Origin of the sequence: Agromyces sp. NPDC058110 (assembly GCF_042884735.1) — a bacterium.
GTDB lineage: Bacteria > Actinomycetota > Actinomycetes > Actinomycetales > Microbacteriaceae > Agromyces.
In genome coordinates this window covers 256,774-281,821 of the sequence record NZ_JBHVTI010000007.1, presented here as the reverse complement: position 1 = coordinate 281,821, position 25,048 = coordinate 256,774, and the positions used below count along the sequence as shown (strand labels likewise).

22 protein-coding genes are annotated in these 25,048 nt (G+C 71.2%); 14 read left to right on the top strand and 8 right to left on the bottom strand.

The window, feature by feature from the left end; genetic code table 11:
• Positions 1 to 107: 107 nt before the first annotated feature.
• The gene (locus tag ACFVS8_RS18230) at positions 108 to 539 is read right to left on the bottom strand and encodes a hypothetical protein (protein ID WP_387065557.1); all 432 of its coding nucleotides are present in this window, start codon (positions 537 to 539) and stop codon (positions 108 to 110) included.
• Positions 540 to 663: 124 nt separating this feature from the next.
• Here ACFVS8_RS18230 and ACFVS8_RS18225 point away from each other — a divergent pair, with 124 nt between their 5' ends.
• From ACFVS8_RS18225 to ACFVS8_RS18215, 3 genes are read left to right on the top strand one after another with little or no spacing between them, the layout of a single operon-like run.
• The gene (locus ACFVS8_RS18225; RefSeq protein WP_387065554.1) at positions 664 to 1,407 is read left to right on the top strand and encodes a TetR/AcrR family transcriptional regulator; all 744 of its coding nucleotides are present in this window, start codon (positions 664 to 666) and stop codon (positions 1,405 to 1,407) included.
• Positions 1,408 to 1,420: 13 nt separating this feature from the next.
• Positions 1,421 to 3,157: an ABC transporter ATP-binding protein gene (locus ACFVS8_RS18220; protein ID WP_387065550.1), complete on the top strand. Its 1,737-nt coding sequence runs from the start codon at positions 1,421 to 1,423 to the stop codon at positions 3,155 to 3,157.
• On the top strand, positions 3,154 to 5,244 hold the full coding sequence (locus ACFVS8_RS18215; RefSeq protein WP_387065547.1) for an ABC transporter ATP-binding protein: 2,091 nt from the start codon (positions 3,154 to 3,156) through the stop codon (positions 5,242 to 5,244). Before ACFVS8_RS18220 ends, ACFVS8_RS18215 begins: the two co-directional genes overlap by 4 nt.
• Before the next feature lie 104 nt (positions 5,245 to 5,348).
• On the opposite strand, the gene ACFVS8_RS18210 is transcribed toward ACFVS8_RS18215, so the two are convergent.
• Complete coding sequence (locus ACFVS8_RS18210; protein ID WP_387065544.1) at positions 5,349 to 8,792, bottom strand: efflux RND transporter permease subunit; 3,444 nt, start codon at positions 8,790 to 8,792, stop codon at positions 5,349 to 5,351.
• A 135-nt stretch (positions 8,793 to 8,927) separates the two neighbouring features.
• Here ACFVS8_RS18210 and ACFVS8_RS18205 point away from each other — a divergent pair, with 135 nt between their 5' ends.
• Together ACFVS8_RS18205 and ACFVS8_RS18200 are read left to right on the top strand one after the other, a co-directional pair.
• The gene (locus ACFVS8_RS18205) at positions 8,928 to 10,061 is read left to right on the top strand and encodes a hypothetical protein (RefSeq protein WP_387065541.1); all 1,134 of its coding nucleotides are present in this window, start codon (positions 8,928 to 8,930) and stop codon (positions 10,059 to 10,061) included.
• 121 nt (positions 10,062 to 10,182) lie between these two features.
• The gene (locus ACFVS8_RS18200) at positions 10,183 to 11,583 is read left to right on the top strand and encodes a chaplin family protein (RefSeq protein WP_387065538.1); all 1,401 of its coding nucleotides are present in this window, start codon (positions 10,183 to 10,185) and stop codon (positions 11,581 to 11,583) included.
• 78 nt (positions 11,584 to 11,661) lie between these two features.
• Here the strand turns inward: ACFVS8_RS18200 and ACFVS8_RS18195 are convergent, their stop codons facing one another.
• Positions 11,662 to 13,125 carry a PLP-dependent aminotransferase family protein gene (locus ACFVS8_RS18195; RefSeq protein WP_387065535.1) on the bottom strand — a complete coding sequence of 488 codons (1,464 nt, stop codon included), beginning with the start codon at positions 13,123 to 13,125 and terminating at the stop codon, positions 11,662 to 11,664.
• Between the two features lie 62 nt (positions 13,126 to 13,187).
• Between ACFVS8_RS18195 and ACFVS8_RS18190 the strand changes: the two genes are divergently transcribed.
• The gene (locus ACFVS8_RS18190) at positions 13,188 to 13,943 is read left to right on the top strand and encodes a YitT family protein (protein WP_387065533.1); all 756 of its coding nucleotides are present in this window, start codon (positions 13,188 to 13,190) and stop codon (positions 13,941 to 13,943) included.
• Positions 13,944 to 13,993: 50 nt separating this feature from the next.
• Here the strand turns inward: ACFVS8_RS18190 and ACFVS8_RS18185 are convergent, their stop codons facing one another.
• Together ACFVS8_RS18185 and ACFVS8_RS18180 are read right to left on the bottom strand one after the other, a co-directional pair.
• On the bottom strand, positions 13,994 to 14,650 hold the full coding sequence (locus ACFVS8_RS18185; protein ID WP_387065530.1) for a PadR family transcriptional regulator: 657 nt from the start codon (positions 14,648 to 14,650) through the stop codon (positions 13,994 to 13,996).
• Positions 14,647 to 15,552 carry a DUF4097 family beta strand repeat-containing protein gene (locus tag ACFVS8_RS18180; protein ID WP_387065526.1) on the bottom strand — a complete coding sequence of 302 codons (906 nt, stop codon included), beginning with the start codon at positions 15,550 to 15,552 and terminating at the stop codon, positions 14,647 to 14,649. The genes ACFVS8_RS18185 and ACFVS8_RS18180 overlap by 4 nt, the downstream gene beginning before the upstream one ends.
• 232 nt (positions 15,553 to 15,784) lie before the next feature.
• Here ACFVS8_RS18180 and ACFVS8_RS18175 point away from each other — a divergent pair, with 232 nt between their 5' ends.
• The 5 genes from ACFVS8_RS18175 to ACFVS8_RS18155 all read left to right on the top strand — a co-directional run bounded on the left by ACFVS8_RS18175 (position 15,785) and on the right by ACFVS8_RS18155 (position 20,214).
• Positions 15,785 to 16,543 carry a MerR family transcriptional regulator gene (locus ACFVS8_RS18175; RefSeq protein ID WP_387065523.1) on the top strand — a complete coding sequence of 253 codons (759 nt, stop codon included), beginning with the start codon at positions 15,785 to 15,787 and terminating at the stop codon, positions 16,541 to 16,543.
• Between the two features lie 11 nt (positions 16,544 to 16,554).
• Entirely contained in the window at positions 16,555 to 17,130 is a 576-nt protein-coding gene (locus ACFVS8_RS18170) for a GNAT family N-acetyltransferase (protein ID WP_387065520.1), read from the top strand.
• Positions 17,131 to 17,194: 64 nt separating this feature from the next.
• Complete coding sequence (locus tag ACFVS8_RS18165) at positions 17,195 to 17,614, top strand: fluoride efflux transporter FluC (RefSeq protein WP_387065517.1); 420 nt, start codon at positions 17,195 to 17,197, stop codon at positions 17,612 to 17,614.
• Positions 17,611 to 17,991, top strand: coding sequence for a fluoride efflux transporter CrcB (crcB, locus tag ACFVS8_RS18160; protein ID WP_387065515.1), 381 nt, complete (start codon positions 17,611 to 17,613; stop codon positions 17,989 to 17,991). The genes ACFVS8_RS18165 and crcB overlap by 4 nt, the downstream gene beginning before the upstream one ends.
• 123 nt (positions 17,992 to 18,114) lie before the next feature.
• Positions 18,115 to 20,214 carry an APC family permease gene (locus tag ACFVS8_RS18155; protein WP_387065512.1) on the top strand — a complete coding sequence of 700 codons (2,100 nt, stop codon included), beginning with the start codon at positions 18,115 to 18,117 and terminating at the stop codon, positions 20,212 to 20,214.
• 122 nt (positions 20,215 to 20,336) lie between these two features.
• On the opposite strand, the gene ACFVS8_RS18150 is transcribed toward ACFVS8_RS18155, so the two are convergent.
• Positions 20,337 to 21,521 carry an FAD-dependent oxidoreductase gene (locus tag ACFVS8_RS18150; RefSeq protein WP_387065509.1) on the bottom strand — a complete coding sequence of 395 codons (1,185 nt, stop codon included), beginning with the start codon at positions 21,519 to 21,521 and terminating at the stop codon, positions 20,337 to 20,339.
• Positions 21,522 to 21,701: 180 nt separating this feature from the next.
• On the opposite strand from ACFVS8_RS18150, the gene ACFVS8_RS18145 reads away from it, so the two are divergent.
• A complete protein-coding gene (locus tag ACFVS8_RS18145; RefSeq protein ID WP_092969401.1) occupies positions 21,702 to 21,911 on the top strand; it encodes a DUF3073 domain-containing protein in 210 nt (69 codons plus the stop codon).
• A gap of 24 nt (positions 21,912 to 21,935) precedes the next feature.
• Here ACFVS8_RS18145 and ACFVS8_RS18140 read toward each other — a convergent pair whose 3' ends face one another.
• Both ACFVS8_RS18140 and purM read right to left on the bottom strand, forming a co-directional pair.
• Positions 21,936 to 22,736, bottom strand: coding sequence for an LLM class flavin-dependent oxidoreductase (locus ACFVS8_RS18140; RefSeq protein ID WP_387065505.1), 801 nt, complete (start codon positions 22,734 to 22,736; stop codon positions 21,936 to 21,938).
• A 17-nt stretch (positions 22,737 to 22,753) separates the two neighbouring features.
• Positions 22,754 to 23,857 carry a phosphoribosylformylglycinamidine cyclo-ligase gene (purM, locus tag ACFVS8_RS18135; RefSeq protein ID WP_387065502.1) on the bottom strand — a complete coding sequence of 368 codons (1,104 nt, stop codon included), beginning with the start codon at positions 23,855 to 23,857 and terminating at the stop codon, positions 22,754 to 22,756.
• A gap of 90 nt (positions 23,858 to 23,947) precedes the next feature.
• Here purM and ACFVS8_RS18130 point away from each other — a divergent pair, with 90 nt between their 5' ends.
• Positions 23,948 to 24,559, top strand: coding sequence for a zinc-binding alcohol dehydrogenase (locus ACFVS8_RS18130; RefSeq protein WP_387065500.1), 612 nt, complete (start codon positions 23,948 to 23,950; stop codon positions 24,557 to 24,559).
• 42 nt (positions 24,560 to 24,601) lie between these two features.
• A complete protein-coding gene (locus ACFVS8_RS18125) occupies positions 24,602 to 25,036 on the top strand; it encodes a hotdog fold thioesterase (RefSeq protein WP_387065497.1) in 435 nt (144 codons plus the stop codon).
• Positions 25,037 to 25,048 lie beyond the last annotated feature (12 nt).

Here is a 25,048-nt window from a genome sequence, read left to right as displayed (position 1 = left end):
GCCCGAAGACCAGACCGCCGCGGCGACAAGGACAAACATACGCACCCCACCCCACCCCACACAAATCCACCCCACACCCCGGGCGTGTCGCACCCACAAACCAGCGATCAGGTCGCGTCGCCGGCCAGCTCGCGAGCCCGCCGCACGAGCAGGCGGAACGCCTCGAGATCGAGGTCGTCGAGCCGCGTGAAGGTGATGGCGGCGGCCCCGACCTTCACCCTGCCGAGCACCGTCCGGCGAGCCTGCACGAGGTACTCGCCGCCCTCCACCGCATTGACGTAGACGCTGAGATGACGTTGCTGCATCGCCAGGCCGACGAGGAACCACTCCACGTCGGCGCCCCGGGGCCGCGGCTGCCTGATGCCGCCGTAGCCGATGATGCGCTGCTCGGTTCCGCCCCACATCACGCCCTGCCAGAGCACGCGCTCCAGGCCGGCCAGCTCGTCGGCGATCACGCGGTCGAGGGCGCGCAGGTCGCCCGCCCGGGGGTCGTCGACGCCGTCGAGGAACGCGTCGACCGCGACATCCGTTCGTTCCATCGGTTCCCGCCTCGGGTGCGGCTCGGCTCACCCCTGCGGCGACGGTACCAACTTGCCGCCCGGCGACACCAGCCACTCCTCATCCGCCATTCTGAATGAGCGCTCACTCAGTTATGATTCCGGAATGGCAGATCGAACCACCAGGGCGAAACCGCTCGCCCGCGAAGAACGCCGTGCGGTCATCATGGATGCCGCGGTGCCGCTGCTCGTGCAGTACGGGCGCGACGTGACGAGCAAGCAACTCGCCGAGGCCGCCGGCGTCGCCGAGGGCACCCTCTACTCGGTCTTCGCCGACAAGGACGAGCTGATCCACGACTCGATCCACCGGCACATCGAGGCCACCTCCATGGTCGACGCGATCAGCGAGATCCCGGCCTCGGCCGAGCTCGACGACGTGATCCGCGCGGTCGTCGAGCTCACCCAGCACCGCACCGAGCAGATCTTCGCGCTCGTCGCGATCCTCGGCTTCCATGAACGCACGCCCGAGCAGGCGAGGCGCCGGCCGCCCGACAACGAACCCGTCATCCAGGCCATCACCGACGTGCTGCTGCCGCACCGCGAACAGCTCGCCATCCCGCCGCGGCGCGCAGCCCAGTTCATCCGCTACGCCACGTTCTCGATGACCCATCCGCTGATCACGAACGGCGACATCGTGCCGGCCGCCGAGATCAGCGAGCTGCTGCTGCACGGGTTCTCGGCGCGTCAGGATGCTGCCGGCACGCCGGCAGGCGCCGAAGGGCGCCGCGCCGCGACATCCGTCATCGACTCGCCCTTCGTCGTGCCGCCGTCGACGGCACCGCCCTCGGCCGCGCCGCCCTCGGCCGCGCCACACTCGGCCGCATCCGCCACCGCATCCGTCATCGCGTAGAAAGCCGCATCGCATGCTCCTCTCCCTGTTGAAGCGCTACGTCAAGCCGTACGCGTGGCTCGTCGTCGGCGTCATCGTGTTCCAGCTCGCCCAGTCGATGGCCTCGCTGTACCTGCCCACGCTCAACGCCGACATCATCGACCAGGGCGTCGCCACCGGCGACACCGGGTACATCGTCACGACGGGCGGGTGGATGCTGCTCATCACCCTGCTCCAGGTCGCCTGCTCGATCACCGCCGTGTACTTCGGCGCGAAGGTCGCCATGGCCGTCGGCCGCGACCTGCGGCGCGGCGTGTTCCGCAAGGTCGGCGAGTTCTCGGAGCGCGAGGTCTCGAAGTTCGGCGCCCCGTCGCTCATCACCCGCACGACGAACGACGTGCAGCAGGTGCAGATGCTCGTGCTGATGACCTCGACCATGCTCGTCTCGGCGCCGATCCTCGCGATCGGCGGCGTGATCATGGCCATGCAGCAGGACCTCGAGCTGTCGTGGCTCATCGCGATCAGCGTGCCGGTGCTGCTCATCGCCGTCGGCCTCATCGTGACGCGCATGGTGCCGCTCTTCCGCGTCATGCAGCAGAAGATCGACCGCGTGAACCTCGTGCTGCGCGAGCAGCTCACGGGCATCCGGGTCATCCGGGCCTTCGTGCGCGAGCCGGTCGAGCGCGACCGCTTCGAGGTCGCCAACACCGAGATCACGGATGTCGCGACCCGCGCCGGGCGCCTGATGGCCCTCATGTTCCCGGTCGTCATGGCGGTGCTCAACGTCTCGAGCGTCGCGGTGCTCTGGTTCGGCGCGTTCCGCATCGAGGACGGCAGCATGCAGGTCGGAACCCTCATGGCGTTCCTGCAGTACCTGATGCAGATCCTCATGGCGGTCATGATGGCGACCTTCATGGCCGTGATGATCCCGCGCGCTTCCGTGAGCGCCGACCGCATCGGCGAGGTGCTCGAGACCAGCTCGAGCGTCGTGCCGCCGCTCGAGCCCACGATGCACCTCGAGGTGCACGGCGGCATCGAGCTCGACGACGTGAGCTTCGCCTACCCGGGCGCGGAGGCGCCGGTGCTGCGAAACCTCACGTTCGCCACCGAGCCCGGCACGACCACCGCCGTCATCGGCAGCACCGGTGCCGGCAAGACCACGCTCGTGAACCTGCTGCCGCGCCTCTTCGACGCGACCGAGGGGAGCGTGCGCATCGACGGCGTCGACGTGCGCGATCTCGACCCCGACGTGCTCTGGGAGCGCATCGGGCTCGTGCCGCAGAAGCCCTACCTGTTCTCGGGCACGGTGGCGTCGAACCTCCGCTACGGCAAGCCCGACGCCTCCGACGACGAACTCTGGCACGCGCTCGAGGTGGCCCAGGCCCGCGGATTCGTCGAGGCCATGCCGGGCGGGCTCCAGGCCACGATCGCCCAGGGCGGCACGAACGTCTCCGGCGGCCAGCGCCAACGATTGGCCATCGCGCGGGCCTTGGTGAAACGGCCCGAGATCTACGTCTTCGACGACTCGTTCTCGGCGCTGGACGTCGCGACCGACGCCCGGCTGCGGCGCGCACTGCGGGCCGACATCGGCGACGCGTCGATGTTCGTCGTCGCCCAGCGCGTGTCGAGCATCGTCGACGCCGACCAGATCCTGGTGCTCGAGCACGGCGAGATCGTCGCCCGCGGCACGCACGAGGAGCTGCTCGCGAGCTCGCCCACCTACGAGGAGATCGTCTCCAGCCAGCTCAGCGCCGAGGAGGCCGCAGCATGACCACCGAGCAGCGCGACGGCGCACAGACCGCAGAGCCCGTCGACACCGGTTCGATCAGCGCGGCCACGCAGGCCGAGGTCGCCGCAGAGGCGGAGGCGGCACCCGCCCCGGCCACGCCCCCGCGCCGCGGCCCGTTCGGCGGTGGCCCGGGCGGCGGTGCGGGCGCGCCCGTGCAGAAGGCGATCGACTTCTGGCCTTCGGCGAAGCGCCTCATCGGCCGGCTGCGCCCCGAGGCGTGGCCCGTCATCACCGTGACCGTGCTCGCCGTCATCGGCGTCGTGTTCAGCGTGCTCGGGCCGAAGCTCCTCGGCGAGGGCACGAACATCATCTTCGAGGGCGTCGTCTCGTCGGCGCTCGGCGGGCAGCTGCCACCGGGCACGACCCAGGCGCAGGCCGTCGAGGCGCTCCGCGCCGCGGGGCAGGACGACATCGCCAACATGGTGTCCGCGATGAGCGACTTCAGCGTCGGTCAGGGCATCGACTTCCAGGCCCTCGGCATGGTGCTCATGGGCGTGCTCGCGCTCTACCTGCTCGCGTCGCTGTTCATGTGGATGCAGGGCTGGGTGCTGAACGGCGCGATCCAGCGAACGGTCTTCCGCCTGCGCGAAAACGTCGAGGACAAGATCAACCGCCTGCCGCTCAAGTACTTCGACGGCATGCAGCGCGGCGAGGTGCTCTCGCGGGTCACCAACGACATGGACAACGTGTCGCAGAGCCTGCAGCAGACCATGAGCCAGATGCTCACCTCGCTGCTCACCGTCGTCGGCGTGCTCGTGATGATGTTCACGATCTCGCCCGTGCTGGCGCTCGTCGCGCTCGTGACGATCCCACTGTCGGCGATCATCACGGTCGTCATCGCGAAGCGTTCGCAGAAGCTGTTCGCCGCGCAGTGGAAGCACACGGGCATGCTGAACGCCAAGATCGAGGAGACGTTCACCGGGCACTCGCTCGTCAAGGTGTTCGGCCGCCAGAAGGAGGTCGACGCCGCGTTCGACGAGAAGAACGACGAGCTGTTCACCGCGAGCTTCGGCGCCCAGTTCGTGTCGGGCATCATCATGCCGGCCATGATGTTCGTCGGGAACCTCGTGTACGTCGCGATCGCGGTGGTCGGCGGGCTCATGGTCGCCGGCGGCACGATGCGCCTCGGCGACGTGCAGGCGTTCATCCAGTACTCGCGCCAGTTCACGCAGCCGCTCAGCCAGCTCGGCTCCATGGCCAACCTGCTGCAGTCGGGTGTCGCGAGCGCCGAGCGCATCTTCGAGCTGCTCGACGCCGAGGAGCAGGATGCCGACCCCGAGACGCCCGCCTCACCGGCATCCGTCGCCGACGACGGCGAAGCCGGCGCCCGCCTGGCGTTCGAGGACGTGTCGTTCAGCTACTCGCCCGACAAGCCGCTCATCGAGCACATGGATCTCGTGGCCGAGCCGGGCTCGACCGTCGCGATCGTCGGGCCGACCGGCGCGGGCAAGACCACGCTCGTGAACCTCATCATGCGGTTCTACGACGTCGACTCGGGGCGCATCACGTACAACGGCGTCGACATCCGCGACATGACGCGCGACGACCTGCGCTCGCGCACCGGCATGGTGCTGCAGGACACGTGGCTGTTCGGCGGCACGATCCGCGAGAACATCGCGTACGGCAACCCCGGTGCGACCGAGGAGCAGATCCTCGCCGCGGCCGTCGCCGCCTACGTCGACCGCTTCGTGCACGCGCTGCCCGATGGCTACGACACCGTGCTCGACGACGAGGCCGGCAACCTGTCGGCCGGCGAGAAGCAGCTCATCACCATCGCCCGCGCGTTCCTCGCGCAGCCGAGCGTGCTGATCCTCGACGAGGCGACGAGTTCGGTCGACACCCGCACCGAGGTGCTCGTGCAGAAGGCCATGGCGGCGCTCCGGGCCAACCGCACGAGCTTCGTCATCGCGCACCGGCTCTCGACCATCCGCGACGCCGACGTGATCCTCGTGATGGAGAACGGCTCGATCGTCGAGCAGGGGTCGCACGCTGGGCTGCTCGAGGCCAAGGGCGCGTACTACCGCCTCTACAACGCCCAGTTCGAGGCGCCCGTCGACGAGCAGGTCTGATCGAACGGATGCCCCGGCCGGGCGTGATCCGGCCGGCGACGACGAAGGGCCCGCGTGCGAGTGATCGCACGCGGGCCCTTCCGCATCCGAGCGGATGCCGCGAGTCAGGCTCCGGGCTTCCCGTCGGCGTCGTCGTCACGCGCGTCGCTCTGGGCGGGCGGTGCGGCGGGCTCGCCGGGCGTCGCGGGCTCGACCGGCGCGGCCGGGGCTGCCGAGACCTCGGGCGCAGCCGGCGCAGCGGGCGCGCTGGACGCGGCGTCCGTCGTCGCTGCCGCGTCGGCCGGGGCTCCGACCGTCGCCGGCACCCGTGCAGTCGACGCGTCGTCGGCGGCGCTCGCTGCGCGGGCCGCGCGCTTGGCCGCCCGACGCTCGCGCCCGCCCTCGACGAGGTTGTAGAGCACGGGCAGCACCACGAGGGTGAGCACCGTCGACGAGAGCAGTCCGCCGATCACGACGATCGCGAGTGGCTGCGAGATGAACCCGCCGTGCCCGGTGATGCCGAGGGCCATGGGCACGAGCGCGAAGATCGTCGCGAGCGCGGTCATGAGGATCGGGCGCAGACGGCGGGACGCGCCGTGCACGAGGGCGTCGCGCACGCTCATGCCCCGGTCGCGGTACTGGTTCACGAGGTCGACGAGCACGATCGCGTTCGTCACGACGATGCCGACCAGCATGAGCACGCCGATGAGCGAAGGCACGCCGAGCGGCACGCCCGTGATGACCTGCAGCGCGATGGCGCCCGTGGCGGCGAACGGCACCGAGACGAGCAGCAGCAGCGGCTGCAGCAGCGAGCGGAACGTCGCGACCATCACGATGTAGACGATCAGGATCGCCGCGAGCAGGGCCAGCCCGAGCTGCGAGAACGACTCGGCCTGGTCGGCCGAGACGCCGCCGATCTCGGCCGTCGTGCCCGCCGGGAGGTCGACCTCGGCGAGCGCCGTCGCCACGTCGGCGTTGGCCGCCGTGAGGTCGTCGCCGGCCGGGGTGGCCGTCACGGTCGCGCTGCGCAGACCCTGCACGGTCGTGATCGACGTGGGACCGTCGACCGTCTCGACCGTCGCGAGCTCGTCGAGACGCACGAGGCCCGTCGGCGTCGGCACCTCGAGCGCCTGCAGCTCCTCGACCGTGGTCGGCGGGTTCTCGTCGGCGATGTAGATCGTGAGGGTCTGCTCGTCGATGACGATCGAGCCCTTCGCCTGCGGCGACATCTTGCCCGACACGTACCCGCCGAGCGCGACCTCGGAGAAGCCGGCGGCGGCCGCGGCGTCGCGGTCGATCTCGACCGCGATGTACTCGCGGGACTCGGACAGGTTCGAGCTGACCTGCGTGAGCGAGTCGAAGCCCTCGAACTCCTCGACCATGGCGTCGGTGGCCGCCTGCAGGTCTTCGGCGTTCGACGCGGTGATGTTCACCGCGATGTCGTTCGACGCGCCGAACCCGCTCGACGCGGTCAGCGTGACCTCGCCGACGTCGGACGACAGCCCGTCGAGCGACTCGCGCACGTCGTCTTGGAGCGCCTCCTGGTCGGCGTCTTCGTCGGTGGTGATCGAGTAGGTCACCGTCGCGCTGCCGCCTCCGAAGATCGCGGCCAGCCCGCTGCCTGAGCCGATCGAGGTCTGCACCGTCTCGACGCCCTCGGTGTCGAGGATCGCCTGCTCGACGGGCTCGGACGCCGCGTCCATCGCGTCGAGGCTCGAGCCCACCGGCAGTTCCTGGGTGACCTGGAAGGTGTTCTGGCCGGACGAGCCGAGGAAGTTCGTCTTCATGAGCGGCACCATGGCGATCGTGCCGCCGAGCACGAGCACCGCGATGAGGATCGTCACGACGCTGTGCTTCAGGGTCCAGGCGATGATCGGCAGGTACCCGCGCTGCAGTCGCGAGGGGTGCTCGAGCTCGTCGGGCGCGCCGGCGCCCGCCTCGTCGACGAACGCCGCGGCCGCGGCATCCGTTCCGGCCTCGCCCCCGTGCGCGTGCACCTTGGCCGGCTTGAGGAACCAGTAGGCGAGCACGGGCACGATGGTGAGGGAGACGAGCAGCGACGCGAGCAGCGCGATCGTCACGGTCAGCGAGAACGGGCGGAAGAGCTCGCCGGTCACGCCCTCGACGAGCGCGATCGGCAGGAACACAGCCACCGTCGTGATGGTCGAGGCGGTGATCGCGCCGGCGACCTCGCGCACGGCGTGCACGATGGTCGCGGACTTGTCGACGCCCGCCACGAGGTGCCGCTTGATGTTCTCGATCACGACGATGGAGTCGTCGACCACGCGCCCGATCGCGATCGTCAACGCGCCGAGGGTCAGGATGTTGAGCGTGTAGCCCGTGGCCTGCAGCCCGATGAAGGTGATCAGCACCGACGTCGGGATCGAAATGGCCGTCACCAGGGTCGCGCGCACCGAGAGCAGGAACAGCAGGATCACGATGACCGCGAACGCGAGGCCCAGCAGGCCCTCGGTCGCCAGCGACTCGATCGACTGCTGGATGTAGGGCGCCTGATCGAAGACGACCGTGAACTCGGCGCCCGGGTTGGTCGTGTCGAGCGACGCCTGGAGGTCGGGCAGCAGCGCGGTCACCGCGGTCGAGACGTCGACGGTGTTCGCGGCGGGCAGCTTCGTGACCTGGATGGTGAGCGCCGGCTCCCCGTTGACGCGCGAGATGCTCGTGACCGGGTTCTCGTCGAGCTCGACGGAGGCGACGTCGTCGATCGTGAGTGCGACGGGCACGGTCGCCGCGGCGCCGGCCCCGGGCAGCGCGGTGCCGTCGGGGAGTGCGCCGGCCGAGGCATCCGGAGCGACCGGCGCCGCCTCGGTGCCGCCGAGCACGGGAAGCGCCGCGAGCTCGTCGATGCTCTCGATGCGGGCTCCGGTCTGCACCGAGTAGGTCTTGTCGCCCTCGGTGATCGATCCGGCGGGGATGAGCACGCCGTTCTGCGCGAGGGCGTCGCCGATGGCCTGGGAGGTGAGTCCGTACGCCGCGAGCTGCTCGGGGTCGGGCGTGATCGTCACCCGCTGGCCCGAGTCTCCGACGAGGGTCGCGTCGCGCACGCCGTCGACGTCCTTGATCTCGCCGAGGGTCGTGCGGGTCAGCTCGTCGGAGAGCGTCGCCGGGTCGTCGGCGCCGGTCACGGCGATCTGCAGCACCGGGAAGTCGTCGAGGCTCAGCGCGAGCACCTGCGGGTCGACGTCGTCGGGCAGCTGGCTCGAGATGCGGTTGATCGACGAGAGCAGCTTCTGCTCGGCGAACGCGAGGTCGGTGCCGTACGTGAAGCTCGCGGTGACGCGGGACACGCCAGTCGAGCTGTTGGTCGAGGTGTCCTCGAGCCCGGTGATGCCCTGGATGGCCGTCTCGATCGGGGTCGAGACGTCGGTGTTCACCACGTCGGGCGACGCACCCGGGTACTGGGTGATGATCGAGAGCTGCGGGAAGGAGATCGACGGCGCGAGCTCCTGCTTGAGCGAGGTCAGCGAGATTCCGCCGAAGATCGCCACGACGACGGTGACGAGCGCGATGAGCGCACGGTTCTTCATGCTGAGCGCAGCGAGCAGTGACATGGGGTCAATCCTCGCAGTGCGGGAGGCCCGATTCGGTCACGGATGCCTGTGAAAGCACGTATCCGGCACCGGACTTCTGCGACGCGCCACTAGCCCTGTTCGGGGGACACCCGATATGGTGCAGGAAGGATGGGGGTGATCCGGTTGGGTTCGACGACGAGTTCATTCAGTCGTACCGGGGTCAGGTACGCCCTCCTCGGCGCCGGCATCTCGGCCGCGTGGCTCACCATCTCCCTGTTCTCGGGCGCCCAGAGCGCTTCGGCCGACGAACCCGAGGGCCACGGTCTGCTCGGCGCGGTCGGATCCCTGCTCGGCGGGGTCTCGGCGACGACGGATGCCGTGGGCGACACCCTCGGGGCCGTCGTCGACACGGTCGTCGAACCCGTGAACACCGTGCTCGACCCGGTCGTCGAGGTCGTGCCCGAAGCTCTGTCTCCCGTCGTCGCGGTGGTGCCGTCGGTCGTCGACGGGGCGACCGGCACTGTCGACGCCGTGCTCGACACGGCCGACGAGGCCGTGGTGGTCGTGGTCGACGAGACGACGCAGACGGTGACGGATGTCGCGGGCGGCGGTACCGTCGGCGCCATCGTGGATCCGGTGGTCGGCGTGGTCGACCGCGTGGTCGGCGGCGTGCCGATCGTCGGCGGCGTCGTCGACGGGGTGCTCGGCGAAGGCGGCGTCAGTGCCGTCGTCACGCCCGTGACGGGCGGCGTCGACGACCTGCTCGGCGGAGTGGTCGGCTCGACCGGCGAGCTCCCGAGCGGCGTGCTGCCCGACCTTCCCGAGGTGCCGCTCCTGCCGGGCGTGGTCTCGCCCGGCGACGGCGGACCGGCGGATCCCGGCGGCTCCGACGGCGGGACGTCATCGCCGCCCGGCGCGCAGGTGCCCGCCGAGCCCGCCACTGGTGCCCCACCCGCGCAGCCCGCCCAGCGGGCGTCGGATGCGCCCGCGCGAGCCGAGGCGTCCTTCAGACCAGACGGAAGCGCCTCGGGAGCCGCGACGCCCGGAGTCGCGGGCACGTCGCACGGCGGCGAGATCCGCACGGCCGCGCCTCCCGGCGACGCCGGCGGTCCCACGGGAGGCCCGGCCGGCTCCTCCGCTCCCGCCGGCGGGCAGAGCGCCGGTTCTGGCTCGGGCGCCGGCCTCACCGGCTCCGACGCGGTCGACGCATCGCAGTCGCTCGACGCCTCGGCGTCCCGAACGCTCTCCTCTGTCGACGACGCGCTTCCGTCGTCGCCGGTCTTCGAGACCGACACCACCCCTGACTGACGGGGACCGCTCCGCCCGCTCATCGGGCGCGCCTCAGGCGTGCCTCGAGCCTCCGGCGGACCCGGTCATCGCCTGCATCGCTCCGATGCGGGCAACCCAGCGATCAGTCAGGAGCAACACCATGGAACTCAAGCGATTGGCCACGAGGGCGCTGTACGCCGCCCTCGTCACCGGGGGGCTCACGCTCCTCGGCGCCGGCGTCGCGCACGCCTCGGAGACGAGCGGCGACGACGGCATCCTCTCGGGCACGCAGGCCCTCGTGTCGATCACGGTGCCGGTCACGGTGAGCGGCAACGGCATCTCGGTGCTGGGCGACTCGTCGTCGACGGATGCCTCGACCGAGGTCGCACCGGCGCCCGCCGCCGAGCCCGCCTCCGAAGCGGCGACGACCGGCGGCGACGACTCACTGCTCGGCGGCCTCCAGGGCCTCGTCGACGTGAGCGTGCCGGTGACCGTGAGCGGCAACGGCATCTCGGTGCTCGGCGACTCCACGTCGACGGATGCCGCGACCGAGGTCGCACCGGCTGCCGAACCGGCGCCCGAGGCGGCCCCCGCGACGAGCGGCGAGGACTCGCTGCTCGGCGGCACCCAGGCGGTCGTCGACGCGACCATCCCGGTCACGGTCGGCGGCAACGCCATCAGCGTCATCGGCGACTCCACGTCGACCGACGCGGCGTCCTCCGCACCGTCGGCCGCGTCGGGCGGCGCCACGACGGGCGAGGGCAGCGCCTCGACGTCGGGCGACGACTCGCTGCTCGGCGGGCTCCAGGGCCTGGTCGACCTCGCGATCCCGGTCACCGTCGGCGGCAACGCCGTCTCGGTCATCGGCGACTCCACGTCGTCGGATGCCGCGACATCCGTCACCCCGGCAGCGACGGCGACCGGCGGCGACGGCGCCTCGACCTCGGGCGAGGAATCGCTGCTCGGCGGCACCCAGGCGGTCGTCGACGCGGCGGTACCCGTGACGGTCGGCGGCAACGCCATCAGCGTCATCGGCGACTCCACGTCGACCGACGCGGCCACCGAGGTCGCTCCGGGCACGGGGGGCACGGGAGGCCCGACGACGTCGGGTCTCGACGGCCTGCTCGGCGGCACGCAGCTGATCCCGAGCGTCGCGCTGCCGATCACGGTCGGCGGCAACGCGATCTCGGTCGTCGGCGACAGCAGCACGGGTGGATCGTCGACCGTCGTGGTTCCCGGCGACCCGGGCGACCCGACCGGCCCGGTCGACCCGGTCGACCCGGTCGACCCGACGGACCCGGTCGACCCGACGGACCCGACCGACCCGGTCGACCCGACCGACCCGGGAACGCCCGGCGACCCGGGAACCTCGGGCGGCTCGGGCGGCTCGGGCGGCTCGGGAACGACGGTCGCGAGCGGCACGGTGACGGGCCTCGAGCAGGCCGGCGTCGGATCGCTCGCCTCGACGGGCTTCGAGTCGGGCTGGCTCTCGCTGAGCGGGCTTCTGCTCGCCACGGGGCTCGGGCTCGTCGGTCTCCGCCGACAGCCGAAGCGCCACTGAGCGACACGGTCGGGGTCGTCGTCTTCGGCGGCCCCGACCGTCGGCGCGCCCGCCGCACCTCGGGCACAGCCGCGCGGGTCAGACCACGGAGGCCAGGAGTTCGGGATCGGGTTCGCCGAGGGGCACCCCACCGAGCGAGCGCCAGGCCCGTGCGAGCGCCTGCACCGCGGCATCCGTCGCCTCGGGACTCTGGCAGATCGGCACGCGCAGGAACCGCTCGAAGGCGCCGTCGACGCCGAACCTCGGGCCGGCCGTGACGATGAGGCCCTCCTGGCGCGCCGCGAGCACGAGCTGCGAGCTGACCGGCGCGCCGAGGCCGATCCACGTCACGATGCCGCCGTCGACGTGCGGCACGCGCCACTCGGGCAGGAGTTCGGCGACCCGCCGTTCGACGAGCTCGCGGCCCGCGCGGAGCTGCTCGCGACGCAGGGCGATCACGTCGTCCATGCGCTCGAGGGCACGCGCGACGATGAGCTGCTCGAGCACGGGGGTGCCGAGATCGCCGGGTGCGCGCACCGCGAGCAGGCGGCGGATCAGCGGCCGGTCGGCGCGGATCCAGCCGACCCGGATGCCGCCCCAGATCGTCTTGCCGACGCTGCCGATGAGCACCGCGGGGCCGTCTGCCGCCATGGGCGGGAAGGCCTCGGACCGGTCGATGTCGAGCTCGGCGATCGTCTCGTCGGCCATGACCACGGTGCCCTGCCTGGCCGCGGCGTCGAGCACGCGCGCCCTCGATTCGCGGCTCATGGTGCGCCCCGTCGGATTCTGGAAGTCGGGCATGAGGTAGGCGATCGCGGGGTTCGAATGCCGGATCGACTGCACGAGGCCCGCCGCCTCCTCGCGGTCGGCGTCGATCGCGGCGGCGGTGCCGGCGCCGCCCGCGGGGTGCGGCACGACGGGCGACCCGACGAGCCTCGCACCCGCACCCCGGAGCGCCTCGTAGGCGTGCGGGTAGGTCGGCATCTCGATGAGCGCGCGGTCGCCGCGGCCGAGCACCGCGCGCGAGACGAGCGCGATCGCGTGCTGGGCACCGATCGTCACCATGATCTGGTCTGGCGAGGTCGGCAGTCCTCGCTGCGCGTACCGGTCGGCGATCGCCTGGCGCAGCGGCGGGATGCCGATCGGGTCGTACCCGGAGTCGCCGAGGTGCGCGGGCAGGTCTTCGGCGGCCCGCCGGGCGAGGTCGGACAGCCAGGGCAGTGCGGGCGGCGCGGCCTTCGAGAAGTCGAGGTACTCCGACTCGAACGCCGCGGGCAGGATGGCCGGGGCTCCGGGCAGCCGCGCGACGCTGCCCGAGCCGCGCACGCTGTGCAGGTGGTCGAGCTCGCGCAGGCGCCGGTAGGCGGCGGCGACGGTCGTGCGGCTCACGCCGAGGCGGTCGGCGAGGTCGCGCTCGGCCGGCAGGCGGGTCTCGACGGGGATGCGCCCGTCGACGATGAGCAGCCGGATGCGGTCGGCGAGCGCCTCGTAGGCGCTGCCGCGACCGCGCCAGTCGCCGAGGAGCAGTTCGAGCGAACGGGCACTGAGCGAGCGATCCACCATCAGGCCACTTTACGAGGATTGGATGTGTACGAGAAGGCCAATCATGGAATTGGATTGACCGTATGCTCCCCCGTTTCACCTCGTTCCGCGATCCGGCACCGATCCTCGCACGCCGTCTCGTGCAGCTCTACGTCGGCCTGCTGCTCTACGGCATCGGCATCGCGCTCATCGTGCGCGGCGAGCTCGGGGTCGCGCCGTGGGACGTGCTCACGCAGGGCATCTCCAAGCAGACCGGCCTCAACTTCGGCCCGATCACCGTCATCACGAGCGTGTTCGTGCTGCTGCTCTGGATCCCGATCCGGCAGAGGCCCGGCTTCGGCACGATCATGAACGTGCTGCTCGTCGGCCCCGCGGCCGACCTCGGACTCTGGCTGATCCCGGCGGGCCTCGACCTCTGGGTGCGCATCCTGCTGCTGCCGGCGGGCATCCTGGTGCTCGCGATCGCGACCGGCCTCTACATCGGCGCGCACTTCGGCCCCGGCCCGCGCGACGGCCTCATGACCGGCATCCACGCGCGCACCGGCTGGCGCATCTGGATCGTGCGCACGAGCATCGAGCTCGTCGTGCTCGCCGCCGGCTGGCTGCTCGGCGGCAACGTCGGCATCGGCACCGTCGCGTTCGCGGTGCTCATCGGCCCGCTCTGCGGCTACACCATCCCGCTGTTCGCCATCAGGCGGGCGTCGGTCGAGCGAGCGGATGCCGGCGCCTCCGGCGGGACCGCACCGCAGCAGGCGGGCACCGCCACCGCAGCGCCTGCCGCGCCGACCTCCCCCGGCGTCGCGTCGTCGACGGCCGCACCCGCAGCACCGGCCCCCTGACCCGGAGGGTCGGCGCGTCGGGACACCCGTCGGCCCTCCGACCCCTCGCCTCAGCGGTCGGCGAGGGTGGCCAGCACGTCGGCGCGCACCTGTGCGAGCCGCGCCTTGAGCATCGTGACCGCCTCCGGGCGCACGCGGTCGCGGTGCGTGCGCAGGTCGGTGCGCAGCTGCTGACGGAACTCGGTGATCGCGAGGTCGGCCTCCTGCAGCGCGCGCTCCGACGCGATGCGGTCGCCCTCGGCCGCGCCCGACGAGGTCGCGCCGCTGCCGGAGCCGGCCGACGAGCCCGCTCCGGCCGTCGTGGTCGTCGCGGCGCGCTTGGCCTCGCGGGCGGCGCTCGCCAACTCGGCGCGCAGCGACCGCATGGCGTCGTTCACCTCGGCGCGGACGCCGTCGGCGAGGCGTCGCACCGAGTCGGTGACCTCGTTCTCGATGTCGTCGAGCTCGTGGCGCCGCGACTCGAGTTCGGCACGGCCCGCGGGCGTGATCTCGTAGACGGTCTTGCGGCCGTCGGCGGCCTTGGTGACGAGCCCCTCCTCCTCGAGCTTCGCGAGCCGGGGGTAGATCGTGCCCGCGCTCGGCGTGTACGTGCCGCCGAACTGCTCGCTCAGCGCCTGGATGAGCTCGTACCCGTGGCGCGACCGCCCGTCGAGCAGCGCGAGCAGGTAGAGCCTCAGGCTCCCGTGCGCGAAGACCGGCGGAGTCATACGGATGCCTCGGCGTCACGCTCTGCGCCCGCGCCGTCCGCGCCGCTCGAGTCGGCGGAGCCGCCGGCATCCGTCGTCCCCGTGCCGTCGGAGTCGCTGCGTGCTCGCGTCATGACCGAGATCGAGCCCGAGACGCTGTTCGCGGCGAGATCGAGCCAGCGGCCCGCGAGCTCTCCGGTGACGCGTTCGAAGCCCTTGCCGAGCACGCCCTTGATGCGGGTGTCGTCGAGCAGCACCGTGCCGCCGACCGTGTTGATGCGGTAGCGCGCACCCGCACCGGCGTCGTAGCGCACGGTGAGCGAACCGGAGACAGTGTTGGTGTCGATCTTGCCGGGGGTGCCCTGCGCATCGACGATCATGTTGCCCGAGACGGTGTCGGCGTCGAAGCCGTAGATGTCGCCGGTCGCGACGACGTCGCCCGAGACCGAGTGCGCGTCGATCGCGCCGACGTGGTTGCCGACCGAGATCTCGCCCGACACGCTCGACACCTCGAGGTCGCCCTCGTGGTTGTCGACGACGACGCTGCCCGAGACGGTGCTGACCTTCGCGTCGGTCGTGAAGCCGGCGATGAGCGCGTCGCCCGAGACCATGCCCAGCTTCAGTGCGACGTGGCGGGGCGCGAGGATCGAGACATCGGCCTTGGCGTTGCCCGCCCAGCCCTTGAACACGTCGATGAAGTTGTCCCACCCGAGCTGCGGGTGGTCGATCTCGAGCACGTCGCCCACGATCGAGACCTTGAGGTCCTTGCCCGTGACTCCGCCGATCTCGACGCGCGCGCCGGGCTCGTCGTGCGCGATGACGTCGACCTTGCCGCCGATGAGGCCGACCTTGAGCCGGCGCACGAGTTCGAGGTCGATCACGCGCGTCTCGCCGGGGTTGATGACCCACTGCTCGATGCTCATGGGGTGCTCCTTCTGTTGCGGGGGGGATGCCGCGGCATCGGTCATGGTCTGACTCTTCTGCCGAGACAGGCTCGCGATATATCGCGTCTGCTGGAAACACGATATATCGCGTCTTGCCCAATTGCAAGGGCGAGCGGATGCCGCGTGCTTGACCTTGACGTAACGTCAACCTCTACCGTGGCATTCGTCGGGATGAACGGCCGACCCACCGCACGAGAGAAGGGAGCCCGCCGTGGACTGGTCGATCCAGGAGATCGCGAAGCTCGCCGGAACCACGAGCCGCACGCTGCGTCACTACGACGACATCGGGCTGCTCGCCCCGGCGCGCATCGGCGCGAACGGGTACCGCTACTACGACGCCGAGGCGCTCGTTCGACTGCAGCGCATCCTGCTGCTGCGCGAGCTCGGCCTCGGCCTCCCGGCGGTGGCCGACGTGCTCGAGCGCGAGGACCGCGCTCCGCACGCCCTCCGGAGCCACCTCGAGTGGCTGCGTGGGGAGCAGCATCGGCTGGCACGGCAGATCGTGTCGGTCGAGAAGACCATCGACGCATTGGAAGGAGGTGAACGACTCATGGCAGAGCAGATGTTCGACGGGTTCGACCACACCGAGCACAAGGAGGAGGTCGAGCAGCGCTGGGGCGCGGACGCGTACGCGAGGAGCGACGCGTGGTGGCGCTCGATGGGCGCCGACGAGAAGCGCGCGTGGCAGCAGCGCCTCGCCGCGCTCAACGCCGACTGGGTCGCCGCGGCGGACCGCGGCATCGACCCCGCCGGCGACGAGGCGCAGGCGCTCGCGCAGCGCCACTTCGAGTGGCTGCGCGGCATCCCCGGCACGCCCGGCGGCGGTGCCGATGGCCCGAGCAGGGAGTACTTCCTCGGCCTCGGCGAGATGTACGTGGCCGACGAGCGCTTCGGCGCCAACTACGGCGGCGTCGACGGCGCCCGATTCGTGCGGGACGCGATGACGGCGTACGCCGAGCGCTACCTCTAGCGACTCGGCCGGTGCGGGTGCCGTCCGGCGACGGCGCCCGCACCGGCGTCGGCGGGTCGTGGTTGGGTGAGGGCATGACGGATGTCGCACTCGAACCCTGGTCCGACGACGACCTCGACCTGCTCCGACGGGCGAACACGCCCGAGCTCATGGACCAGATGGGCGGCCCCGAGACCGACGAGCAGGTCATCGCGCGGCACGCGAGGTACCTGCGCCTGCAGGCCGAGGGCACCGCGAACCAGTTCCGCATCACGATCCCCGGGCACCCCGAGGGCGTCGGCATGGTGGGGTACTGGCAGCACGAGCACGGCGGCGAGCCCGCACTCGAGTCGGGGTGGTCGGTCGAGGCCGAGTACCGCGGCATGGGCATCGCACCTGCAGCAGTGCGCGCCATGCTCGACCTCGCGCGCGCCTCGGGCGAGGTGCTGACCGTGCACGCCTACCCGCGCGTCGACAACGCCGCGTCGAACGCCGTGTGCCGCAAGGCGGGGTTCGCGCTGCTCGGGCCGCTCGAGTTCGAGGTGAAGCCCGGCATCGTGCTGCACACGAACGACTGGGCCTACGACCTCGCGCAGCCCGTGTCGTAACCCTGACCGGTCTCGACACGGCGCTTCGCGGGCCGGCCGCGAGCCGGTCGCGTACGCTCGACGCGTGCGCTCCTACCTCGCCGTGCTGGTCGGCGGCCTCGTCGGCACCGGGCTGCGACTCGGCTGGGACCTCGCGCTCCCCCACGACGACGACGCGTTCCCGTTCAGCACCCTCGCCGTGAACCTGATCGGCGCGTTCGTGCTCGGCTGGCTCGTCGGCGGGCTCTGGAAGCGCCACTCGACGCCGAACTGGGTGAAGGCCGGCCTCGGGTCGGGCCTGCTCGGATCGTTCACGACGATGTCGGCGGTGCTCGCCGCGGTCGTGCTCCTGACCGGGGCCGGCGAGGCGTGGCTCGCGGCGCTGTACCTCGGCGTCTCAGTGGTGGGCGGCCTGGTGCTGGCTGCCGCCGGGCTGCGGCTCGGATCACTCCTCGCCCGTCGGCCCATGCCGACCACCGTCACCGACGCCGGACAGACGCTGTGACGGCCTCGCTCGCCCCGCTCGTCGCGGTCGCCGTCATCGTCGCCGGCTCGGTCGGCGCCGTGATCCGCTTCGCGCTCTCCCGGGCCCTGCCCGTGCGCCCGGGGCACCTTCCCGGCGGAATCCTCATCGTGAACGTGGTCGGCTCCGGCATCGCCGGCGCCGTGCTCGGCCTCGCCGAGCGCGCGGCGATCGACGGCGACCTCCGGCTCGTGCTCGTCACCGGCTTCTGCGGCGGGCTCACGACCTTCAGCACCTGGAGCGTCGAGACGATCGAACTGCTCGACGGCGGCAGATGGCGCGCGGCGATCCTCAACGTGCTGGTCACGCTCGCGCTCGGCATCGCGGCCGCTGCTACGGCCTACCTGCTGCTGCGCTGAACGCCCTCCCGCTCGTCGGGACGTCCGACGCAGCCCCCGGTGAGCGGCGGATTTCCGCGGGTCTCGAGCCACGCGGCATCCGTCGACTTGACATGGCCCGCAGCGGGTGTAGTGTCATCCGCCGTGACAAATGAGGCGGATTCACCGCCCCCCGAACTGAAATCGCCGAAGCACTGGATCATCGGCGACCCGCTGCCGACCGAGAAGCTCGAGGGGCAGCTCCTTCCGAAGCACCTGGCGCTCCCGATCTTCGCGAGCGACCCGTTGAGCTCCGTGGCGTACGCGCCGCAGGAACTGCTCATGATCCTCACGGTCGGCGGACTCGCCTTCCTGAGCTTCGCGCCGTGGGTGGCGGTCGCCGTCGTCGTGCTGCTCGTGACGGTCGTCGCGTCGTACCGCCAGCTGATCCGCGCGTACCCGTCGGGCGGCGGCGACTACGAGGTCGCGCACCGCAACCTCGGCGAGAAGGCCGGCCTCGTCGTGGCCTCCGCCCTGCTCGTCGACTACGTCATGACGGTCGTCGTGTCGGTCGCCTCGGGCGTCGACAACATCATCTCGGCGATCCCAGAGCTCGACCCGTTCCGCGTGGAGCTCGCCGTGATCTTCGTGATCATCCTCGCCGCGGTGAACCTGCGCGGCGTGAGCGAGTCGTCGAAGGCCTTCGCCATTCCGACCTACCTCTTCATCGGCAGCGTCTTCGTGATGATCGTGGTCGGCCTGACGCGCACGGTGATGGGCGACGCGCCCGTCGCGGAGTCGTCGGTCTACCAGGTCGACGCCGAGTCGCTCACGCAGGCCGGCGTGATCCTGCTGCTGCTCCGATCGTTCGCGAGCGGATGCTCCGCCCTCACGGGCGTCGAGGCCATCGCGAACGGCGTGCCCGCGTTCCGCCGCCCCAAGGTGCGCAACGCGCAGCGCACGCTCGTGCTCATGGGCGGCATCGCGATCATCCTGTTCGCCGGCCTCACCGCGCTCGCGCTCATCTCGCAGGTGCACTACGCCGAAGACCCGTGCCACCTCATCGGCTGGGCCGAATGCGCCACCGAGCCGCAGCTGAGCCTCATGGCCCAGGTCGCGGGCGCGACGTTCGGCGACTCGAGCGCGTTCTTCTACCTGATCCAGGCGGCGACGGCCCTCGTGCTGCTGCTCGCGGCCAACACCGCGTTCAACGGGTTCCCGCTGCTCGGCTCGGTGCTCGCCCGCGACGGGTACGCGCCCAAGTCGCTCTCGACCCGCGGCGACCGGCTCATCTACTCGAACGGCGTGCTGATCCTGGCGCTCGCGGCATCCGTGATCCTCGTGGTGTTCCAGGCCAACCTGACCGTGCTCATCCAGCTCTACATCATCGGCGTGTTCGTCTCCTTCACGCTGGGTCAGACGGGCATGGTGCGCCACTGGCTGCGCGAGCTGTCGAAGGGCCGGCATCCGTCGTCGAAGGGATCGCCTCGCGCCGCGGCGGCCGACGAGCGCGCGATCTCGCGGTCGGCGATGCTGCGCGCCCTCGTCATCAACGCCATCGGCGCCGGCATGACCGCGATCGTGCTCATCGTCGTGACCGTCACCAAGTTCACGCACGGCGCGTGGATCGTGTTCGTGATGATGCCGATCCTCTTCACGCTCATGGTGGGCGTGAACCGCTACTACCGCGACGTCGAGCGCGAGATCGAACCCGACCCGACCACCACCTTCGGCTCGTCGGGCGACCACGCGATCGTGCTCGTCGGCCGCATGCAGAAGCCCGTGCTGAAGGCGCTCGACTACGCGATCGCCGCGCGTCACGACTCGCTCGAGGCCGTGCACGTCTCGCTCGACGAAGACGCCACCAAGCAGTTGAAGAAGGACTGGGTCAAGCAGAACGTGCACGTGAAGCTGCGCATCCTGTCGTCGCCCTACCGCGACCTCAGCTACCCGCTGATCCAGTACATCAAGCAGCGGCGCGAGGAACACGGCTCCGAGGTGATCACGGTCTACCTGCCGCAGTACATCGTCGGGCACTGGTGGGAGGGCATCCTCCACAACCACAAATCCCGCCGCATCAGCCAGAAGCTCCTGCTCGTGCACGGCGTCACCGTGGCGCTCGTGCCGTGGCTGCTCGACTCCTCCGACCTCATCTACGGCCGGCGCTCCCGCCCGCTGCCCGGTCAGGACCGCCGTGGCGAGCCCGTGCGTCCGCCCCGGCGCTCGGTCGAGCCGGCATCGGGCTCGAAGCAGCACAAGCCGTAGTCGTCACGGGCGACGGATGCCGCGGCATCCGTCGCCCGTTCCGTTCTCGCCCGGGTTCCGGAGCCCGAGCGATCAGGACACGGCGGATGCCGCTGACGACGAGCGACTCGTTGGACTGAGCGTCAGAGCATCGCCATGATCTGGCGTGCGATCATGCGACCCGCCCGGCTGGCGCCGACGGTCGAGGCCTGCGGGCCGTAGCCGGCGAGGAAGATGCGCGGATCGTTCCACGACGCGCCCTGGCCGACGGTGATGCCGCCGGCCTTCTCGCGGAGCTTGAGCGGTGCGAGGTGGCGCAGCTCGGGGCGGAACCCCGTGGCCCAGATGATCGCGTCGGCGCGGACCTCGCTCGCCGGGTGGTCGTCGTCGCCCTCCCACACCACGCGATCGGCGTCGATGCGGTCGAACATCGGCCGGGCGACGAGCAGCCCTCGCTCGATGCCCGCCGCGATGCGACGGTTCTTCGGCACGCCCGTGCCGCTGACGATCGACGGCAGAGAGCGACCGGATCGCGCGGCTTCGTCTTGCTTGGCGACGGCTGCCGACGCGCCCTCGAGGTCGAGCTCCTGCCGGTCGAGCCAGTCGATCGGCCGCCTCGACACCCACGTGAGCTGCGACGCGATGCCCTCGAGCTCGAGCATGAACCCGATCGCCGAGGTGCCCCCGCCCACGACGACGACGTGCTTGTCGCGGAAGTCCTCGGCGTCGGCGAAGTCGGAGGTGTGCAGGTGCCGGCCCTGGAACGAGGTCATGCCGGGGTAGTAGGGCACGAACGGGGAGCCCCAGGTGCCCGTCGCGTTGACGAGGAACTGCACCGCGAGCTCGTGGCGCGGCGGCGCCTGCTCGGGCGGCTCCTGGAACGACTTGCGCATGCGGCCGAAGAACCCGCGGGCGCGTTGCTCGTCGATCGGCTGCGGGCTGAGGTCGTCGTAGCGCACGACCAGGTCGACGCCCTCGTTCGAGACCGAGCGCACGTCCATGGGGCGACGCACCCGGAGGTCGTAGTGCTGCTCGAACCGGCCGTAGTAATCGGCGACGACGTCGCGTGCCGGCAGCGTGCGGTCGGCCGTGTCGAAGCTGAGGCCGAGGTCGGCCATGCCGGGGAGGTCGTTGACGCGGTGCGCGGTGCCGAGGCGCAGCGACGACCAGCGATGCTGCCATGCGCCGCCCGGACCGGGCGCGCGGTCGAGCATCACGAAATCCTCGCCCGCGACCAGCTCGAAACGGCGCAGGTAGTACGCGACCGAGAGTCCCGCCTGCCCTGCGCCGATCACCGCGATCTTCACGCGTTCAGGGCTCGACGTCACGGTTCCATCGAACCACGTCCAGCTGTGCGCCCGCCCAATTGCACGGTCATGACGCGCCTGTGCACGGCGAGATCGGCAGGCTCACGGCGGTGCTAAACTGGCGGTCGGACGAATTCATACAAACCAGAAGCGCCGGGTGAAGACAATGCCACCCGGCCAGACGTCGTAAGGGGGTCACGCATGGGGCGCGGCCGTCAGAAAGCCAAGCACACCAAGGTCGCTCGGGAGCTGAAGTACTTCAGCCCGAACACCGATTACTCGGCGCTTGAGCGCGAACTCACGAGTTCGCATGACGATTATTCCGAAGAAGCTGCGAAGTGGGCAGAGTATGCCGACGACGAAGACGACAGCTACGTCACCGACGACGAACAGCACGAGCAGCGCGCCTAGCCTGCCCGATCACCGCTGACCGGTTCACGACTCCTCGGTCGTTCCGGCCCAGACTGCGGCGCGCTCGACGAACGACTCGAACTCACCCAGGGTCGAACCCGGGGTGATCGCGCGGAGCACGAGTTCGTCGACGGGTTCCGAGGCCGACGCGTAGTCCGCGAGCCGGCCCGAACGATCGATCGTCGAGTCGATCGCGCGGAACCCGAGACGGTCGAAGTTCGCCGCATAGGCCGGGTAGGCGTCGTACGCCGACGCCTCGGCCACGAGCACCGGCCTCGCAGCCTCGTCGACGATCGTGCGTGCGTAGAGCACGCCGCGAACGCGACGCCCGGCCGCGTCGGCGGCGAGCTCGCGCATCGCGACAGACGCGGCATCGGGCGTCAGCCAGTTCAGCAGCACGCCGTCGGCCTCCTCGGCCGCGAGCCGGCGCATGCGGGGGCCGAGCGCGCCCACCACGAGCTCCGCCCGGGTGCGCTCGCGCAGTCGCGCGACGGCCTCGCCCACCGACGCGACCGGCCGGTCGGCTCGACCCGACCCGATGCCGATCGCCGTGCGCTCGGCGGGCAGGCCGTCGAGGTCGAGCGACGCGGCCGGACGCCGGTCGATCGGGATCACGCCGGTCGCGAGCCGGAGCGTCGACGTGACGGATGCCGCGACGCGGAGCCCGTCGAGCGAGTCGCCGCCCGGCACGTCGTTCAGCCACAGCCCGGCGAACCCGAGGCGCTCGATGCGCGGCGCGAGCGCGGCCAGCGTCTCGGGCGGCGTCGTGCCCATGAGGCCGATCGAGACCGCTGGAGCGGTGCTCGCACGCGGGTTCCGCGGCATCGGAGACAGTCCCCGGTTCAGCTCGCGTAGCCGCCGACGAGGCGGACCGCTCCGCCGTCGACGCCCTTGGCGCCCTGCTCGAAGCCGTCGAGGTCGCGTGCGCCGACGGTCACGGTTCCGGCCTGCCAGGACGGCAGGCCGAGACGCTCGAGGCTCGCGATGACGTCGGCCGCGGCATCCGCCTCGACGACCGCGAAGAATCCGATGCCGAGGTTCCAGGTGCCCTCGGAGCTCTCGAGCGTCGACCCGGCGAGGGCGCTCAGCGAGCGGAACACCGCCGCGGGCGACCACGTCGACCGATCGACCTCGACCCACGAGCCGACCGGCAGCACACGGGCGAGGTTCGCGGCGATCCCGCCGCCCGTGACGTGGGAGAGCGAGTGCACGGCGGACCCGTGCGGGCCGTCGAGCAGCTCGACGAGCTGGCCGCTGTACAGGCGGGTCGGCTCGAGCAGCGCCTCGCCCCAGGTGGTGCCGAGATCGGCCGCGGTGTCGCCGTAGTGCAGTCCGGCGTTCGCGAGGATGTGGCGCACGAGCGAGAATCCGTTGGAGTGCAGGCCGCTCGAGGAGATGGCGATGACCGCATCGCCGTCGCGCACGCGCTCGGCGCCAAGGAGGCGGTCGGCTTCGACCACGCCGACGGCGGCGCCCGCCACGTCGTAGTCGTTCACGCCCATGAGTCCGGGGTGCTCGGCCGTCTCGCCGCCCACGAGGGCGGTGCCGGTCTCGGCGCACGCCTTCGCGATGCCCGTGACGATCGAGGCGATGCGCTCGGGCACCACCTTGCCGCACGCGATGTAGTCGGTCATGAAGAGCGGCTTCGCGCCCACCACCACGATGTCGTCGACGACCATGCCCACCAGGTCCTGCCCGATGGTGTCGTGCTTGTCGAGCGCCTGCGCGATCGCGATCTTCGTGCCGACGCCGTCGGTCGAGGTCGCGAGCAGCGGACGCGCGTACTCCTTGGCGAACGCCAGGTCGAACAGGCCCGCGAAGCCGCCGACGCCGCCGAGCACGTTCGGACCGTGCGTCGCGGCCACCGAGGCCTTCATGAGTTCGACGGCGAGGTCGCCTGCTGCGGTGTCGACTCCGGCAGCGGCGTAGGACGAGTTCGCGCTCACCCGTCAAGGGTACCCGGCGCGCGGCGCGCCGAAGGCCCGCTCGTCCCGGCATCCCGGCCGCAGGAGGCACCCGAGCGTAGAATCCGTCGCATGCAGGCGGATGGAACCCCGTCGTGGGTGATCCGGGAGAACGCGAGTCGGCCTGTGCTGATCGCGCTGTATCTCCGCGCGGCCCTCGGGGTCGCCTCACCGGTCGAGCTGCCGCGCGTGCGCGACGTGGGCAAGGTCGGCGCGACGCTCGTCATCGACCAGCACGACCTGCTCGAGCGCCAGTGGCGCGACTGGTGGGCCATGACGGTCGAGCCCGAGGCCCATCCCTCGCCCGTGCCGCTCCAACTCGTCGAGGAGTACGACACCGAGATCGCGCTGCCCGTCTCGGGCGCCGAGGTGCTGCTGGCCGCGATCCCGCCGCACGCCGAGGCCGCCCGGGCCTGGGCCGAATGGACGCAGGACGCCTACCGGGCCGCATCCTCGGCCCGCCGCGGCGACTCGTACCGCGCCTATGCGGGCACGATCGCCGAGCACGAGCGCGAGGTCGGGCGGCGGGCCCACTCGTTCGAGCTGAACGTCGAGGTGCTGCCGCTCGCGACATCCGGTGTCTGGTGGATCGGCGAGAAGACCGTCGCGGTCACCGACTCGCTGCGGGCCGACGCCGCCGCGTTCGACGACGCGATCCACCCGATCATCGCCGAGCTGGCCTGACCGCCTGCCGCAGGCCGACGTCGGCGTGCGAGACTCGGACGCATGAGCATCTGGTTCGGCGAGCCCTCGGTGGAGTGGGCGAACGCACGCTGCGACGGCACCGCGATCCGTTCCCTCGGCATCGAGATGACCGAGATCACCGACGAGTCGCTGAAGGGGCGCATGCCCGTCGACGGCCGCACGAAGCAGCCGGGCGGCGTGCTGCACGGCGGGGCATCCGTCGCACTCGCCGAGACCCTGGCGAGCTGGGGCGCGAGCTTCACCGTCGACCCCGAGCAGTACTACTGCGTCGGCATGGAGATCAACGCCAACCACGTGCGCCCGGCGTCGAGCGGGTGGGTGACGGGCGAGGCAAGGCCCATCACCCGGGGCCGCACGACGCAGGTGTGGGACATCCGGATCACCGACGAGGCGGGCAAGCTCGTCTGCGTGTCGCGCTGCACCATGGCGGTGCTCGCGAAGCCCTCGGAGTACTGACCCGCGCGAGCG